The organism is Marinospirillum insulare DSM 21763, assembly GCF_000686905.1.
Lineage (GTDB): Bacteria > Pseudomonadota > Gammaproteobacteria > Pseudomonadales > Halomonadaceae > Marinospirillum > Marinospirillum insulare.
In genome coordinates this window covers 1-15,121 of sequence record NZ_JMLW01000018.1, presented here as the reverse complement: position 1 = coordinate 15,121, position 15,121 = coordinate 1, and the positions used below count along the sequence as shown (strand labels likewise).

General features: G+C 41.9%; 15 protein-coding genes, 1 tRNA gene and 1 pseudogene. 14 read left to right on the top strand and 3 right to left on the bottom strand.

The window, feature by feature from the left end:
* Positions 1–15: 15 nt before the first annotated feature.
* Together BP27_RS0108635 and BP27_RS0108630 are read right to left on the bottom strand one after the other, a co-directional pair.
* Complete coding sequence (locus BP27_RS0108635) at positions 16–855, bottom strand: CheR family methyltransferase (protein WP_027851211.1); 840 nt, start codon at positions 853–855, stop codon at positions 16–18.
* Positions 856–935: 80 nt separating this feature from the next.
* A complete protein-coding gene (locus BP27_RS0108630; protein ID WP_027851210.1) occupies positions 936–1,874 on the bottom strand; it encodes a chemotaxis protein CheV in 939 nt (312 codons plus the stop codon).
* 101 nt (positions 1,875–1,975) lie between these two features.
* Here BP27_RS0108630 and flgA point away from each other — a divergent pair, with 101 nt between their 5' ends.
* From flgA to BP27_RS0108600, 6 genes are all read left to right on the top strand, one after another.
* Positions 1,976–2,680: a flagellar basal body P-ring formation chaperone FlgA gene (gene flgA / locus BP27_RS0108625; RefSeq protein ID WP_027851209.1), complete on the top strand. Its 705-nt coding sequence runs from the start codon at positions 1,976–1,978 to the stop codon at positions 2,678–2,680.
* Positions 2,681–2,790: 110 nt separating this feature from the next.
* Positions 2,791–3,081 (top strand): flagellar biosynthesis anti-sigma factor FlgM, encoded by a 291-nt coding sequence (gene flgM / locus BP27_RS0108620; RefSeq protein ID WP_027851208.1) that lies wholly within the window; start codon positions 2,791–2,793, stop codon positions 3,079–3,081.
* Between the two features lie 129 nt (positions 3,082–3,210).
* Positions 3,211–3,702, top strand: coding sequence for a flagella synthesis protein FlgN (locus BP27_RS0108615; RefSeq protein WP_027851207.1), 492 nt, complete (start codon positions 3,211–3,213; stop codon positions 3,700–3,702).
* 2 nt (positions 3,703–3,704) lie between these two features.
* On the top strand, positions 3,705–4,436 hold the full coding sequence (locus BP27_RS0108610) for a flagellar brake protein (protein WP_027851206.1): 732 nt from the start codon (positions 3,705–3,707) through the stop codon (positions 4,434–4,436).
* Positions 4,437–4,554: 118 nt separating this feature from the next.
* A tRNA-Arg gene (locus BP27_RS0108605) sits at positions 4,555–4,631 on the top strand.
* Positions 4,632–4,906: 275 nt separating this feature from the next.
* Positions 4,907–6,037 carry a Fic family protein gene (locus tag BP27_RS0108600; protein WP_027851205.1) on the top strand — a complete coding sequence of 377 codons (1,131 nt, stop codon included), beginning with the start codon at positions 4,907–4,909 and terminating at the stop codon, positions 6,035–6,037.
* Positions 6,038–6,046: 9 nt separating this feature from the next.
* Here the strand turns inward: BP27_RS0108600 and BP27_RS0108595 are convergent, their stop codons facing one another.
* The gene (locus BP27_RS0108595) at positions 6,047–6,379 is read right to left on the bottom strand and encodes an SMR family transporter (protein WP_027851204.1); all 333 of its coding nucleotides are present in this window, start codon (positions 6,377–6,379) and stop codon (positions 6,047–6,049) included.
* A 143-nt stretch (positions 6,380–6,522) separates the two neighbouring features.
* Between BP27_RS0108595 and betI the strand changes: the two genes are divergently transcribed.
* The 8 genes and pseudogenes from betI to BP27_RS0108555 all read left to right on the top strand — a co-directional run.
* Positions 6,523–7,155 (top strand): transcriptional regulator BetI, encoded by a 633-nt coding sequence (gene betI / locus BP27_RS0108590; protein WP_027851203.1) that lies wholly within the window; start codon positions 6,523–6,525, stop codon positions 7,153–7,155.
* A 28-nt stretch (positions 7,156–7,183) separates the two neighbouring features.
* Complete coding sequence (gene betB / locus BP27_RS0108585; RefSeq protein ID WP_027851202.1) at positions 7,184–8,641, top strand: betaine-aldehyde dehydrogenase; 1,458 nt, start codon at positions 7,184–7,186, stop codon at positions 8,639–8,641.
* Between the two features lie 24 nt (positions 8,642–8,665).
* Positions 8,666–10,342 (top strand): choline dehydrogenase, encoded by a 1,677-nt coding sequence (gene betA / locus BP27_RS0108580; protein ID WP_027851201.1) that lies wholly within the window; start codon positions 8,666–8,668, stop codon positions 10,340–10,342.
* A 23-nt stretch (positions 10,343–10,365) separates the two neighbouring features.
* On the top strand, positions 10,366–11,337 hold the full coding sequence (locus BP27_RS0108575; RefSeq protein WP_036239866.1) for a choline ABC transporter substrate-binding protein: 972 nt from the start codon (positions 10,366–10,368) through the stop codon (positions 11,335–11,337).
* Positions 11,338–11,463: 126 nt separating this feature from the next.
* Positions 11,464–12,303 (top strand): choline ABC transporter permease subunit, encoded by an 840-nt coding sequence (gene choW, locus BP27_RS0108570; protein WP_027851199.1) that lies wholly within the window; start codon positions 11,464–11,466, stop codon positions 12,301–12,303.
* A 12-nt stretch (positions 12,304–12,315) separates the two neighbouring features.
* Positions 12,316–13,488 carry a choline ABC transporter ATP-binding protein gene (gene choV, locus BP27_RS0108565; RefSeq protein WP_027851198.1) on the top strand — a complete coding sequence of 391 codons (1,173 nt, stop codon included), beginning with the start codon at positions 12,316–12,318 and terminating at the stop codon, positions 13,486–13,488.
* 402 nt (positions 13,489–13,890) lie between these two features.
* A complete protein-coding gene (locus tag BP27_RS0108560; RefSeq protein WP_027851197.1) occupies positions 13,891–14,910 on the top strand; it encodes a PDC sensor domain-containing protein in 1,020 nt (339 codons plus the stop codon).
* Positions 14,911–14,920: 10 nt separating this feature from the next.
* Positions 14,921–15,121, top strand: a pseudogene (locus tag BP27_RS0108555) (ISL3 family transposase); the annotation flags it as partial.

Genomic DNA, 15,121 nt, shown 5'->3' with positions numbered 1-15,121 from the left:
GCTACTTGCACTTGGTTATTTGGCTCGGTAAATAATGCCTGGCCTACACTGCACCATTTCATAAAGCTCTGGCATATTAGACAAGGCTTCTGAGGCACCCAAGAATAAGTAACCACCAGGTTTAAGCGTGGCGTGAATGCGCTTGAGAATATCTTTTTTGAGTTCTGCTGAAAAGTAAATAAGCACATTACGGCAAAAGACAATATCAAACTGACCCAGCATAGTGTAGCTATGCAGTAGGTTCATCATTTTAAATTCAGCACGCTTTTGAATGTTAGGGTTAACCTTCCAGCGACCTTCACCTGTTTGGGTAAAATGCTTGGTTAAGCGCTCTTTAGATAAGCCACGACCTATGGCTAGCATTTCATAAGTACCCGACTTAGCTATGGCCAGTGCAGAGGCAGAAATATCGGTACCAATGATTTTTTCACCACCACGCAGTAGGGAAGGGTTCTTTTTACGAAACTCCTCTATAACCATAGATATAGAGTAGGCTTCTTGTCCTGTTGAGCTGGCAGAAGACCAAATTTTTAGCTGCTGAGCACCCAGCTTGGGCGCTATTTCAGGCAGAACCTTGTTTTCTAAAATATTAAAAGGGTGCACATCACGAAACCACAGGGTTTCGTTAGTGGTCATGGCATCAATAACCGCTTCTTTTAGACCGGAACGAGGGTTCCGCTGCATCTCACGCATTAGGTCAGTTAAGCTTTCTAGCTTTTGCTGAGCCATAATTTTGCTCAAGCGGCTAGTGACTAGGTATTGTTTATTGTCACCCAGCAAAATGCCACAGGCATCCTGTAAGAAATTACGGAAAGCTTCAAATTCTTGGGGGCCCAACGTCTTACTAATTGACATCCATCACCACCATTACACAGGTATTATTATAAAGAGCCTTATATGATAATAACTTAACATAGCTAAAGCTATGAATTAAATCACCATTTAGCGGCTTCAGCTTTTTTTATTTCGCCAATAACAACTCTTGCAAGCTCATCGGCATCATATTTAGCTAGGAAAAAGTTCGCACCTACCTTTTTTACCATTGCCTCATTAAAAATACCGCTTAATGATGAGTGTAAAAGCACCGTTAAGCTACTAAGGCGAGGGTCTTGTTTGATGCGGTTGGTTAGCGTGTAACCATCCATTTCAGGCATTTCAATATCTGAAATAATCATTAAAAACTCATCGCTAATGTTCTTACCTTCATCTGCAAGGCCATTTAAATAGTCGAGCGCCTCTTTACCATTGGTTAAGCTAGTGAATTGTACACCAGTTTCAGTAAGGTTGCGTTCTACCTGATTACGCGCAACGCTTGAGTCATCGACTAATAAAATATGGTAGTTGGCTGCAACTGCCTTAACTTCATCGGTTAAGAGCTCGCTAGATACGCCTTGAGCTAAAGGGTCGACACTGGCGATAATTTTTTCTACATCAATAATTTCGATGAGTTGGTTATCCATCTGAGTCACAGCAGTTAAAAAACTGTTTTTACCACTGCCTTTAGGCGGTGGGTGCACTTCTTCCCAGTCTATATTTACAATTCGGTCGACCTCACGCACTAAAAAGCCTTGCGTGCGGCGGTTGTACTCAGTCACTATGACAAAGTTTTCACGCGGGTTTTCCATAGGTGGCTGACGTATAGCCATGCCTAAGTCGAGAATAGATATGGCGCCTTCACGGACATGCGCAACACCTCGAACTTCTGCTGTATGATGTGGCAAGCTGGTAAGTGGTGGACAAGGGATAATTTCCTTAACTTTAAAAACATTAATACCATAGAGCTGCCTACCTTTTAAACGAAAAAGTAAAAGCTCCATACGGTTGCCGCCAGCAATTTTATTGCGTGCGGCTAACTTGCCTGCAGAGTTTGTCATAAAATATTCTTCTAGTTTCACCGGTCGAAATATTTAGTAAGTAGACTGAGTATAAACTGCTAAGCAAAAGATTTCTAAAATTCCTTGTAGAGTTCTGTGTTATGTCTGTTAAGTGTATGTCTAGGTTGGCTTTATTCTTTTTAATTCTCTTAGCTAATAGCTTAGTTAATGCTCAAGCATTACAAGATGTGGGAGAGTTAGAAATAGCTGCAAACACTTGGCTAGACCAGCAGTTAAGCCAAGAAGAAGGGCGTTACGAGGCTAGATTCTCTAGTTTAGATCCGCGCTTGCGTTTGACTGCCTGCGAAAGCCCATTAGTGGTTGAGTTGCATGGCTCTAATGATTTGCGTGGTCGGCTTAACTTAAAGGTTAGCTGCTTAGATCAAGACTGGTTTGTGTATTTAGGTGTTAACCTAGCTCGCTATTTAACCGTTGTTGTGGCTAAAACCGACCTGCCACGCAAGGCAAAACTGAGCTCGCCTATGTTAAGTCTTGTTGAAAAAGATGTTTCTAGGGTGAGGGGCGATTACTTTACTAGCCTAGCAGAAGTGACAGGTTTCCAATTAAGAAATCGCTTAAGAGCAGGCGATGTGCTTAGCAGCAAAAATCTTTTGGAAACTGATGCTGTCAATCGTAGTGAGCAAATTACTATAGTGGCAACCAATGGTGTGTTAAGTGTTCGCATGGGTGGAGAAGCCCTAGATAGTGGCAAAGTAGGTGACCAAATAAGGGTGCGCAATTTACAGTCTGGAAGAGTCATTCGTGCATTGGTTGTGGGTCGTGGTAAAGTTGAAGTTCGTTACTAGGTCGAGCAATTAATTTTTTAAAAATAACACTAAAGTTTTTAAGCAACAGGCCGAAAACCTTTGTAAGAGCAATAAAGTGTCATTTGATCTAACAAAACGGGTATCCAGTTATGGCTATTGATTTTAATGGTGTTGGCAGCAACCTTACCCCTAGGGTTAGAGGTTCAGACCAGTCTGCAGCCAAGGGTTCCAGTGCAAAAACTGAAGTCGCAGTTAATACCTCTGCAGCTGACCGAGTTGAACTCAGTGCTCAAGCACAGCAACTCTACAAAAATGCTGATCAAGGTTCTTTTGACTCCGAGAGGGTTGAAGCACTGAAAATGCAGATTGCTGATGGAAGTTATCAGGTAGATTACACTAAGCTAGCTGGAAAGCTAATGGGTATTGAATCCAAGCTTTAAGTTATAAGTACCCGATGCAGCTAGACTTATACAAAATACAGAGCCTGCCGTGTAATTACTCGGCAGGCTCTTTTGCATTGATGATCTATTCGTTAAACTGCTAAAAGTTAATTAGCTGCGGAGTCAAACGTGTCCCAAGCAAGTATCCAGACCTTCAAAGAATTACTTATTCAAGCCATAGACAACTTCCAGTTACTAAGCAAGTTGTTAGAAGAAGAGATGGTTCTTCTACAACAACCTGGCTCTACACCTGAAGCTTTAGAAGCTATAACTCAGCGTAAAAATGAGCGGCTAGAAAAAATTCAAGAAGACGTGGATCAGCGCAAATTGTTTTTAGAAGAACAAGGTTTAACAGCAGATATGGAAGGCATAGAAGCCTTCTTAGCTGGCTTACCAGGCAATATGGAAAAAGCTATGCGCCAAGGCTGGAATCAGCTAGTAACCAAGTTAGAGCAGGTTCAAACAGCTAACAAAGTTAACGGTCAGCTAATTAACCGCGCAACACAACACTTTGATACCCTCTTAAATGCTTTTAAAGCTTCACAAAACAAAGTTAAGGTTTATAACCCAGCAGGCGGGCCAGGTAATATCAGCATACCTAGAACCTTGGGTAAGGCTTAAATATGACTAGCGATGCAGAACACATAATTACACGCCCTGCAGAAGTGGCGAGCGTACTCAGTTCATTACAAAGACAAAGATCTCCTGTTAGCGTTAGCTTTAGAGGTGTTGAGCAAAAATACCTTAGCCTAGTATTGGCAGTCGATAGAGAAGCCCAAGTATTTTACTTAGATGAACTAAACCCGCCGAGTGGACATAAGCGAATTTTAGCTAATGAAACCTTCTCAGTAAGGGGTACAGAGCAAGGTATAACGGTTTTTTTTACTAAATGCCAAGCAATGAAAGTGTTAGATGAAGAAGACGGTGCTGTTTATCGAGTTGCCTTTCCTAAAGAGCTAATTCACAACCAAAAGCGTGATGCCTTCCGGGCTCATGTAATGCTAAGCAATAAGGTGCCCGTTAGCCTTCTTTCCTTAACCCGAACTGAGCCAATACAACCTTTAAAAGCCACCTTGAAAGATATTTCCAGCACCGGGTGTAAGTTAGAGTTCGATAGTCTTATTGAGCCGCCATTTAAAGACTTAGAAATTTTTGACGAAATGACCATCAACCTAAAAGCTTTTGAAAAAAAATTAACCCTAAAGGTTGAAGCAAGGCATGCTGTTTATGATGAGCACAAAAAACGTACGACTTGCGGCTTTCGTTTCTATGATCCCAAACCTAGTGTGCAAGCAGAAATAGACCGCTTTGTGATTTTTTTGCAAAGGGAAGCGAGACGGGTAGACCTACGTTAAATGCAAAAGTATAATTTTGCCCTTAGCTCATCTGGATAGAGCGGCTCCCTGCTAAGGAAGCACTCATAGTAAAAAAGCCAGTGGAAGGAACAGCTCAAATTTAGTGTTTTTTGATTCACCGCCCTTAGCTCATCTGGATAGAGCGGCTCCCTCCTAAGGAGCAGGTAGTAGGTTCGAGTCCTACAGGGCGGGCCAATTCTTTACTTTTCATACCTTCGTTTTGAATTCTTCCCTCAGTGACCAACCCCCCCTCATAATAGCCTTGTGACCACTGGGTGACCAAAAGGTGACTCGAGTTTCAAATAGCCAGTTTATTCAGTACTTAAATGCGGTAGCTGAGTGTTTATAAAAGTGCGGGAAGTTCATGTTTGCTTCTGGCAGTCAGTTAAACCCTTATGATGCGATTAGCTTGCTTAATCGACTCATCGTGTGATTAGATTAGAGTGGTTAATCACATCAAAAGGCAGAGTATGTGGATTTGGCAGCAAGACGAATGGCCCAATTTCACTTGGGATAACAGCATTATTGAACCGCTATTAAGGCAAACACGCCTTAATCAAGGTGTGTTGCTGGGTAAAGCCAGCAGCCAATCGGCTGACCAAAAACAAAGCATGCTGAATACCTTGCTGGCTAACCTAGTGCATTCCAGTGCTATAGAAGGTGAACAGCTTAATGCCTTTTCTGTGCGTTCTTCCTTGGCAAATAAGCTAGGGCTTAGCGAAGCACATCCATTTCCTACTAGCAAACATACAGATGGTTTAGCCGAAATTATGCTAGATGCGGTAGAAAACCTAGACGAACCACTTACCTTAGAGCGAATTTTACATTGGCATCGCTGCTTATTTGCAGAAGGAAGCAGCTTGTTTCAGTCAGTTGTTGGCGGTCAACTGAGGGGGGAAGCACCCATGCAGGTGGTATCGGGCAGGCTGGATAAGCCTAAAGCGCATTTTACTGCCCCAGATAGAACCCTATTAGAGAAGGAACTTAGTCGCTTTATAAACTGGTTTAACCAGTCACAAACTGACACCAGCTTAGACCCATTATTAAGAGCCGCCCTTGCACACTTTTGGTTTGTTACCTTGCACCCTTTAGAAGATGGTAATGGCCGTATCACGCGTTTAATAACAGACCTTGCCTTAGCCCAAGCAGAGCAGCAATCGGTAAGGTTTTACGCCATGTCGGTTAGTATTCTAGCCAAGCGTGAAAGCTACTATACAATTTTAGAGCAAAGCCAAAAGGGCGGACTAGATATTACCCCTTGGTTGGTTTGGTTTTTAGACACCTTAAATGATACTTTTGCAGGGGTGATAACAGAAATTGAACAAACGCTGTTTAAAACCAGATTTTGGCAGCAAATCGACCAAACCCAATTATTAAAAGAGCAAGTAAAAGTGCTGAATAGAATGCTGGATGGTGATTTTTTAGATGGCATTAATACTACCCAATATCATCGTGTAGCCAAGGTAAGTAAACCCACCGCCACGCGACATTTAAGCGCCTTGGTGGATTTAGGCTGCTTAGTAAAATCAGTAGCGGGTGGGCGTAGTACACGTTATTCATTGCCCAACAACACAATGCAATTATCTCATTGCTGCACCTAGGAAATGTATTTACTGCATACCAACTTTAGAAAACACGTTAATAACCACCACTCCAGCAATAATTAGCCCCATCCCTAAAACACTAGCAAACTCTAGCTTTTGACCAAAAACCAGCCAGCCAACTAAAGAAATTAAAACAATACCTAAGCCAGCCCAAATGGCATAGGCAATACCAACAGGAATGGTTTTTAAAGTAAGAGAAAGGAAGTAGAAAGCTATAGCGTAGCCAAAAACGACTAGCAAGCTGGGCCAAAGCTTTGTAAACCCCATGCTTGTTTTCAAGCTAGAGGTTGCTACTACTTCAGCAATAATTGCAGCACCAAGAAATAACCAGTTTTTCATTTAGCCCTCGAACCCATGTAGGGACAGCATTATAGAAGAAAATAACAACAATAACTGCAAATTTATTGCTCCAAAACTTGCAGACAGGCCACTTATCTGTCATTTTAATTGAACGTTCATTCAATAGATAGAAGGTGGGCTAGATGCCAAAGGTAGGCATGCCAACAATACGCAAGTCTCAGCTAATACAAGCAACCATTGAAGTAATTAATGATGTTGGTTTACATAAAGCCAGTGTCGCCATGATAGGTCGCTATGCGGGTGTTTCGCCCTCTATCATTAACCATTACTTTGGTGGCAAAGATAGCCTGCTTGAAGAGACCATGCGCTCTATCTTAAAAGACCTCTCTGCTGCCATTACTTATCGATTAGCAAAAGTTAGCAAAAAGGATGTGCCAGCCAGAATCATTGCCATAGTGGAAGGTAACTTTGACCCCAAACAGCTAGATAGCAAGGTTGTTAAAACTTGGCTAACTTTTTGGTCGCACGCTATGCACATGCCCCAGCTACACAGGCTACAAAGAATTAACGAACAACGCCTCCTTTCTTATTTGCGCTATGAACTCAAGCAAGTAGTTGAGCATCAAGAAGCTAATTTTATTGCACAAGGTGTGGCAGCCCTAATCGATGGTATATGGCTAAGGGGAGCGCTTTCGCCTGAAGGCATCAACAAAAGCTTAGCAGAGCAGCTTATCTTAGATTATTTACAGCACCGCCTTCCTAGCCAGGTATTTCAACGCTATAAAGCAAAGAATACTGTTAGCCAGCAACTCTAATCCTTAAATCAAATCTCAAGGTTGTTTCATGTCTGTTACCCAACATTATATTCATGGTGCTTATTATACTGAGCCACCTAAAGAAACTTTTAATTCTATCAATCCAGCTACTGGTGAAGTCATTGCCACTATTGCTCAAGCAGACCAAAGGGTAATGAATGCAGCCGTTGCTTCGGCAGAAGAAGGGCAAGCGATTTGGGCTGCCATGACGGGCATTGAGCGGGGGCGAATCTTAAACAAAGCCGTTGCTTTGCTTAGAGAACGCAACGATGAATTGGCAAAGTTAGAAGTCATGGATACCGGCAAGCCCATTCAAGAAGCTGAAGCAGTCGATATAGTTACCGGCGCAGATGTTATTGAATACTACGCAGGCTTGGCAGATAAAATTCAAGGCAGCCACCAACAGCTGAATGAACAAAACTTTTTTTATACTCGCCGTGAACCCTTGGGTGTTTGCGGCGGTATAGGTGCTTGGAATTACCCTATTCAAATTGCCTGTTGGAAATCAGCACCTGCCTTAGCAGCAGGTAATGCCATGATTTTTAAACCTTCAGAAGAAACCCCTTTAAGTGTTTTAAAGCTAGCAGAAATTTATAGCGAAGCGGGTGTGCCTGCTGGTGTATTTAATGTGATTCAAGGTGATGCGCGGGTTGGTCAAATGCTCACCAGTCATCCAGCCATAGCCAAAGTATCTTTTACTGGCGAATGTGGAACAGGCAAAAAAGTAATGGCTGACTCAGCTAAAACCTTAAAGCAAGTGACTATGGAGTTAGGCGGCAAATCTCCAATGATTATTTTCCCTGATACCTCTATAGATCAAGCTGTATCAGGAGCCATGCTGGCAAATTTCTATACTCAAGGCGAAGTATGCACTAACGGTACAAGAGTCTTTGTTCATGAAGAAATTTATGAAGCTTTTTTAGACGAGTTAAAAAAACGTACTGAACAAATGATTATTGGTGACCCAACCCATCCAGACACCCAGGTTGGCGCGCTAATTTCAGAAAATCACTTGCAAAAAGTTCTTGGTTACATCGAGGCTGCTAAGCAAGCCGGTGCGCGACTCGTTTGCGGTGGTGAAAGAGCGACCGAAAAAGGTTTAGAAAAAGGTGCTTTTGTTAAGCCTACCGTATTTGCTGATTGCACAGACGCTATGCCCCAAGTGATAGATGAAATTTTTGGGCCAGTTATGTCGGTTCTTAAATTTAGCAATGAAGATGAAGTTATTGCACGTGCCAATGCAACTAAATATGGCTTAGCGGCTGGGGTGTTTACTAAAGATTTTGGACGCGCACATAGAGTTATTAATCGCTTACAAGCAGGTATTTGCTGGATTAATACCTGGGGTGCCTCACCCGCCGAAATGCCCGTGGGTGGTTATAAGCAATCAGGAGTTGGTCGAGAAAATGGTTTGGAAACACTAAATCATTACACCCAACTTAAAAGTGTATTCGTGGAAATGGGCGAAATAGAGCGTCCTTACTAAAATTACTAGCTGAGTAAAGGCAAGATGAACCAAACATTTGATTACATTATTGTCGGAGCTGGCTCTGCTGGTTGTGTACTAGCAGACAGATTAACCGAAGATGGCAAGCATCAAGTATTACTGCTTGAAAAAGGGGGCAGTGATAAAAGCATTTTTGTGCAGATGCCAACGGCTTTATCTTATCCGATGAACACTGAACGTCTTTGCTGGCAGTTTCATACTGAAGCAGAACCAGGCATAGATAACCGCTCCTTGCATACCCCGCGTGGTAAAACCCTAGGCGGTTCTTCATCCATTAATGGCATGGTTTATGTGCGTGGTCATGCTTGTGATTTTGATGAATGGGTAACTGAAGGTGCTAAGGGGTGGGACTATCAAAGCTGTCTACCCTATTTTAAACGTGCTGAAACTTGGGAAGGTGGAGCCGATGAGTACCGTGGTGGCGACGGGCCTTTAGGTGTTTGTAATGGCAATAAAATGTCACTTAACCCACTTTACAAAGCCTTTATAGATGCAGGTGTAGATGCGGGTTACGCTGCAACAGAAGACTATAACGGCTACCGCCAGGAAGGTTTTGGTGCAATGCACATGACAGTAAAAAAGGGTGTGCGTAGTTCAACATCTAATGCGTATTTAAGGCGTGCATTAAAGCGTTCTAACCTAACCCTATTAACGGGTGTTCATACTCGAAAAATACTGACAGACTCCAGCAATGAAACACCCATTGCAACAGGTGTGGAGTTTGATCACCAAGGTAAAACTAAAACAGCCCAAGCCAAAGTTGAAGTTATTTCTGCAGCAGGTTCGATAGGTTCACCGCAACTTCTACAATTATCAGGTATTGGCCCCAAAGCAGTAGTAGAAAGTGCTGGGGTAAAGCTAGTTAAAGACCTACCTGGTGTGGGTGAAAATCTACAAGACCATTTAGAGGTTTATTTTCAGTATCGCTGTAAACAGCCCATTACTTTAAACAGCAAACTTAACTTGGTTAGCAAGGGCTTAATAGGTACGCGCTGGATTTTATTCAAAAATGGTTTAGGCGCTACTAACCACTTTGAATCTTGTGCCTTTATTCGCTCCCGCAAAGGTTTAAAATGGCCAAATATTCAATACCACTTTCTACCCGCTGCCATGCGCTACGATGGCAATGCGTCTTTTAAAGGTCATGGGTTTCAAGTGCATGTTGGGCCTAATAAGCCGTCTAGTCGCGGCCGTGTAAAAATAAAAAGTGCCGACCCTTACCAAGCCCCCAGCATTTTATTTAACTACCTAACCGAACAACAAGACATTGAAGATTGGCGAGCCTGCATTCGTTTAACCCGCGAAATAATCGGCCAAAAATCAATGGACGTTTATCGGGATGATGAAATTCAGCCAGGCATAGATATAACCAGCGATGAGCAAATTGATGCTTGGGTACGTGCCAATGTAGAAAGTGCTTATCACCCTTCCTGTACCTGCAAAATGGGTGCAGATGATGACCCTATGGCAGTGCTTGATAGTGACTGTAAAGTGCGTGGTGTAAACAAACTACGCGTCGTAGATTCTTCCGTGTTCCCTACCATTACCAATGGCAATATCAACGCACCCACCATTATGGTGGCTGAAAAGGTTGCTGACACTATTTTAGGGAAAACACCCCTACCCAAAGCAGAAGCAGCTGTTTGGATTCACCCTGACTATAAAAATACGCAACGTTAATAATCACTTTAAAAGGAAAAACAATGAGTTTTAAAAAAGCATTACCCATCAATAAACTACTAACAAAAGCACTGATTGCAGTCGTTACCACCTTTTCTTTAAGTAGTTTTTCTGTAGCGCAAGCCAATAGCTGCTCTGAAGTGCGTTTCTCAGATGTAGGCTGGACAGACATTACTGCCACCACAGCAATAACAACTGAAATTGTTAAAGGCTTAGGTTACTCACCCAAAACACAGCTGCTATCTGTACCTGTTACCTATAATTCTTTGGCTTCTGGTGAGTTAGATGTGTTTTTAGGCAACTGGATGCCAACCATGGAAGCAGATATTGCCAAATACCGTGCTGAAGGCACAGTTGAAACAGTACGTACTAACCTAGAAGGTGCTAAATATACTCTTGCGGTTAACCAAGCAGCTTATGATGGTGGCGTGCGTAGCTTTGCCGATATCGTTAAATATAAGAAAAAATTTCGTAGCAGAGTTTACGGTATAGAGCCAGGTAATGATGGCAACCGTTTAATTCAAGACATGCTGGATCAAAATGCTTTTGGTCTGAAAGGTTTCAAATTAATCGAATCCTCAGAAGCAGGCATGTTGTCTGAAGTTCAACGTGCAGAACGTAGAAATAGCTGGGTCGTTTTTCTAGGTTGGGAACCCCACCCTATGAATAGTAACTTCGCTATTGAATACCTAGATGGTGGCGATGATTGGTTTGGTCCAAATTTTGGTGGTGCAACGGTTTTAACCAATACGCGTAAAAACTATAGCCAAGAATGTCCTAATATGGGCAAGTTACTAAACAACCTAGAGTTTACCTTGGCTATGGAAAACGAAGTGATGGGTGCTATTTTAAATGACAATAAAAAGCCTCAGCAAGCTGCCAAAGAATGGTTGCAAAATAACCCAGCCGCATTAAATGGCTGGTTAAAAGGTGTTAATACCCTAGATGGCAAGCCCGGTCTTAAAGCTGTAAAAAGCTACTTAGCTATTCAGTAAGTTTAATTTAAACCTTAATGCTAGGAGTGCTACTCCTAGCATTACTCATTTAATTCACTTATTTACTACTGCCGTTTACTTTTATGCAGTAGTAGGTTTATCGCAAAATCTACTCGGATATCCAATATGAACTGGATTATTGAACACAAAGTTCCCATGGGGCAATGGATAGAGTCTTTTGTCGACTGGTTAGTAGGCAACGCTGCTGGTTTCTTTGATGCAATATCATTTTCTTTAGAATGGCTTATTCTTGGTGTGACAGATATTTTGTTGTTAAGCCCACCTAGTTTACTCATAGCTTTAACAGCAGCTTTAGCTTGGTGGCTGCAACGCTCTTTTGGCTTGGTTATTTTTGTAGTCTTATCATTGTTATTAATTGCCAACCTAGGCTATTGGTCAGAAATGATTGAAACCCTAGTATTGGTGCTAATGGCTGCTTTTATTTGTGTTTTAATTGGAATACCGCTGGGTATTCTAGCTGCCCACTATCCAAAATTTCATACGATCATTCGTCCAGTATTAGATTTAATGCAAACCATCCCTACTTTTGTTTATCTAATACCCACTTTAATTTTATTTGGTTTGGGCGTAGTGCCAGGCTTAATTTCTACCATTATATTTGCAATTGCAGCCCCTGTACGTTTAACCGCTTTAGGCATTAGCAGTGTGCCTGAAGAGTTACTTGAAGCGGGTAAAGCCTTTGGTGCTACACGCAGAAAGCTTTTATTTAAGGTGGAGCTACCAGCAGCCATGCCCAACATTATGGCGGGTGTGACTCAGTGCATTATGTTGTCTTTATCCATGGTGGTGATTGCTGCTTTGGTGGGTGCAGATGGTTTAGGTAAGCCAGTCGTTAGAGCTTTGAATACCGTTAATATCGCACAAGGCTTTGAAGCAGGTTTAGCCATAGTGCTTGTTGCAATTATGCTTGACCGTTTGTGCAAGCAACCTAACCGTGATAACTAAGGAGCCTAACCCATGAACATGATTGAAATAGAAAATCTAGATGTGGTGTTTGGCGATAGCCCTGAACAAGCCTTAAACCTTTTAGATGAAGACCTTTCACGTCAGGAAATCATTGATAAAACCGGCTCGGTGGTTGGTGTACAAAACGCTAATATCACCATTAAGCAAGGCGAGATTTGTGTGCTTATGGGGCTTTCTGGCTCGGGTAAGTCTAGCCTTTTACGCACGCTAAATGGTTTGAACCCTATAACTCGTGGAAGTTTAAGAGTTAAAGATACAGATGGCACCATTGATATTGCCACTTGTGATGAAAACACGCTGCGTCATTTAAGAACTAACCGTATTTCTATGGTTTTTCAAAAATTTGCACTCATGCCTTGGTTAACCGTTGCAGAAAATGTGGCTTTTGGCTTAGACATGAAAGGTATTAATAAGCGTGAGCGCTTAGCAAAAGCTAAAGAAAAGTTAGAAATGGTGGGTTTAGAGCAGTGGGCAAATAGCAAACCCCATGAGCTATCTGGTGGTATGCAGCAACGTGTAGGCTTGGCCAGAGCCTTTGCCATGGATACCGACATTCTTTTAATGGATGAACCATTTTCAGCACTAGACCCTCTGATTCGTAGCCAGCTACAAGATGAACTGCTTGAGCTACAACAGAAAATGAAAAAAACCATTTTATTTGTTAGCCATGATTTAGATGAGGCATTAAAGCTAGGTACCAATATAGCTATTATGGAATCGGCTAAAATTATTCAACACGGTACACCAGAAGACATAGTGCTCAACCCTAAAACTCCTTATGTAGAAGCTTTTGTTGCTCATACCAACTCACTGAATGTTTTAGGTGGGGATACTTTAATGACTAATAAAGAAGACTTGGTTGAAGAAAATGGGCGGCTAATTATTGACCGTAACCATGGGTACTGGGTCAGCTTACAAGAAGGAAAAATTATAAAAGCTGGCAAAGGTGAGCAAGAGTTGCCCTGTTCTGAATGGTTAGAAGGTGATGGTGAGCAGGGTAAGTTTGCTATTGCCAGTTCAAGTATAGATATGCGTGCTGCTATCAACCTGCGTTACACCAGTCGCTTACCTGTACTGCTAACGCAAGATGGGCAGTTTGTTGGAGTTTTAAACGATAATAATTTTTACTATGCGCTATTAGGTAAGCATTTTGTTGCTGACTAATCACTTCAACTATAAGTAATCTCGGCTTGAGATTGCTTATAGCTAAAAGTTTTAAAGTCTTCATTCGTTAATTCAAAAATCTGCTTAAGATTTAGTTTTGCTCTGTTTGTCAATTCCTGTCAGTTATAAAATTATTAGCTATACTCAAGGTTAACTAGTAGTCTTTATCAGAATATAAATGCTGTTTCCAACCTGCTAGCCTTAAATATGGCAATTGAAGCAGCTAGAGAGGGTGACTAAGGTCGTAGCTTTGCTTTAGTAGCAGGTAAAGTAGGCTAGCCAGTCAAGAACTAGCTGAATTAGCAGCTAGCCTACAACAGCTAGTACAAGGCTTTAAGTTAAACTAAACTGCTTGGGGTAAGTTATGTATTTTCATTATAAGTAAGGAATAAGTACGACCTAATGCAAAAGCACTCCCCTAATTTTTTTCGACACTTTTTGTTTGAGTGGGTAGTTTTTACTCTTATTTCAGCTTTTATCGTCTTATTGCTGTCTTATCATCAATATACGAGGCACCAGGCAACGCTAGATCAAGAAGAAGTGCAACTGACTAATGCGGCTGCCGCTTCTGACTATGTTATTGGTCAACAGCTAGAAAGAATTAACATTACGTTAAATAAAATTCGTTCAATGCTGCCGCCTGACTGGCAAAATCAAGGTATAAGAGATCAGCTGTTAGGCGAAAGGCTTGAACTATTAAGTTCTGCTATGCCTAGTGTGCAAGCCGTAACGCTAACTAATAAAAAGGGCCAAGCCTTAGCTTCAAGCAAACCGCAGGTTGTTGGTAAGTCCTTCGCCTACCGAGACTATTTTCAATTACCCAAAATATCACCTGATCAACAGACGCTTTATATAACCCCTCCTTTTGAGGGTATTTATGGTGATTGGTTGATTGCTATTTCTAAGGCTGTTTTAGATCAACAAGGTCAGTTTGCTGGTGTGGTTTTTATTCTGCTTAATGCTCAAGAGTTCAAGGAGTCTTTAAACAGTTTAAGACCTGGGCTAGAAACTTGGGCAGTCTTGGTGCATGGAGATGGGCTGGTGTTTGCTTGGGAGCCAGAGTCTATTGCGGTAACAGGACAAAACCTAGCTAAGCCTGGAAGTCTGTTCACACGACACAGTGAAAGTGGTCAAGTGGCTTCATTTTTTGCAGATACTGTTGCTCTAAACAATGAGGTTTCACTTATTGCTATTCGTACTATTGCACCAGAACATCTCTATATGAATAAACCCTTAATACTTGGTGTGGCTCGTAATACAGCAGCTATTTATCAAACACTAGAGCGTGACCTGCTGTTGATAATAATTGCTTATTTACTTGTTAACTGGCTCTTCGCATTTAAGGGTGTAGAAAAGATCTGGCTCACTAGAAAAGGAGTCGGGTTTCTTAGAGAATGTAAGTTCCAACACAAACAAAACTAAGTCCCCCGACATGAGCAATCTTACCTTTTCTACCCCTGACCTTTCCACCTTTTGCCAATTAAATAAACTCGGCCTTGTTGCCACTGGACAGCATATTACTGAAAAACACGCTGTTATTGAGTGCCGTTTCGCTCAATCGCCAGAGCCTTGCCCTGAGTGCGCTGCTTGTGGCAATTCACGTGGCACTATTGATAGGCGTCTTGCCCACGTG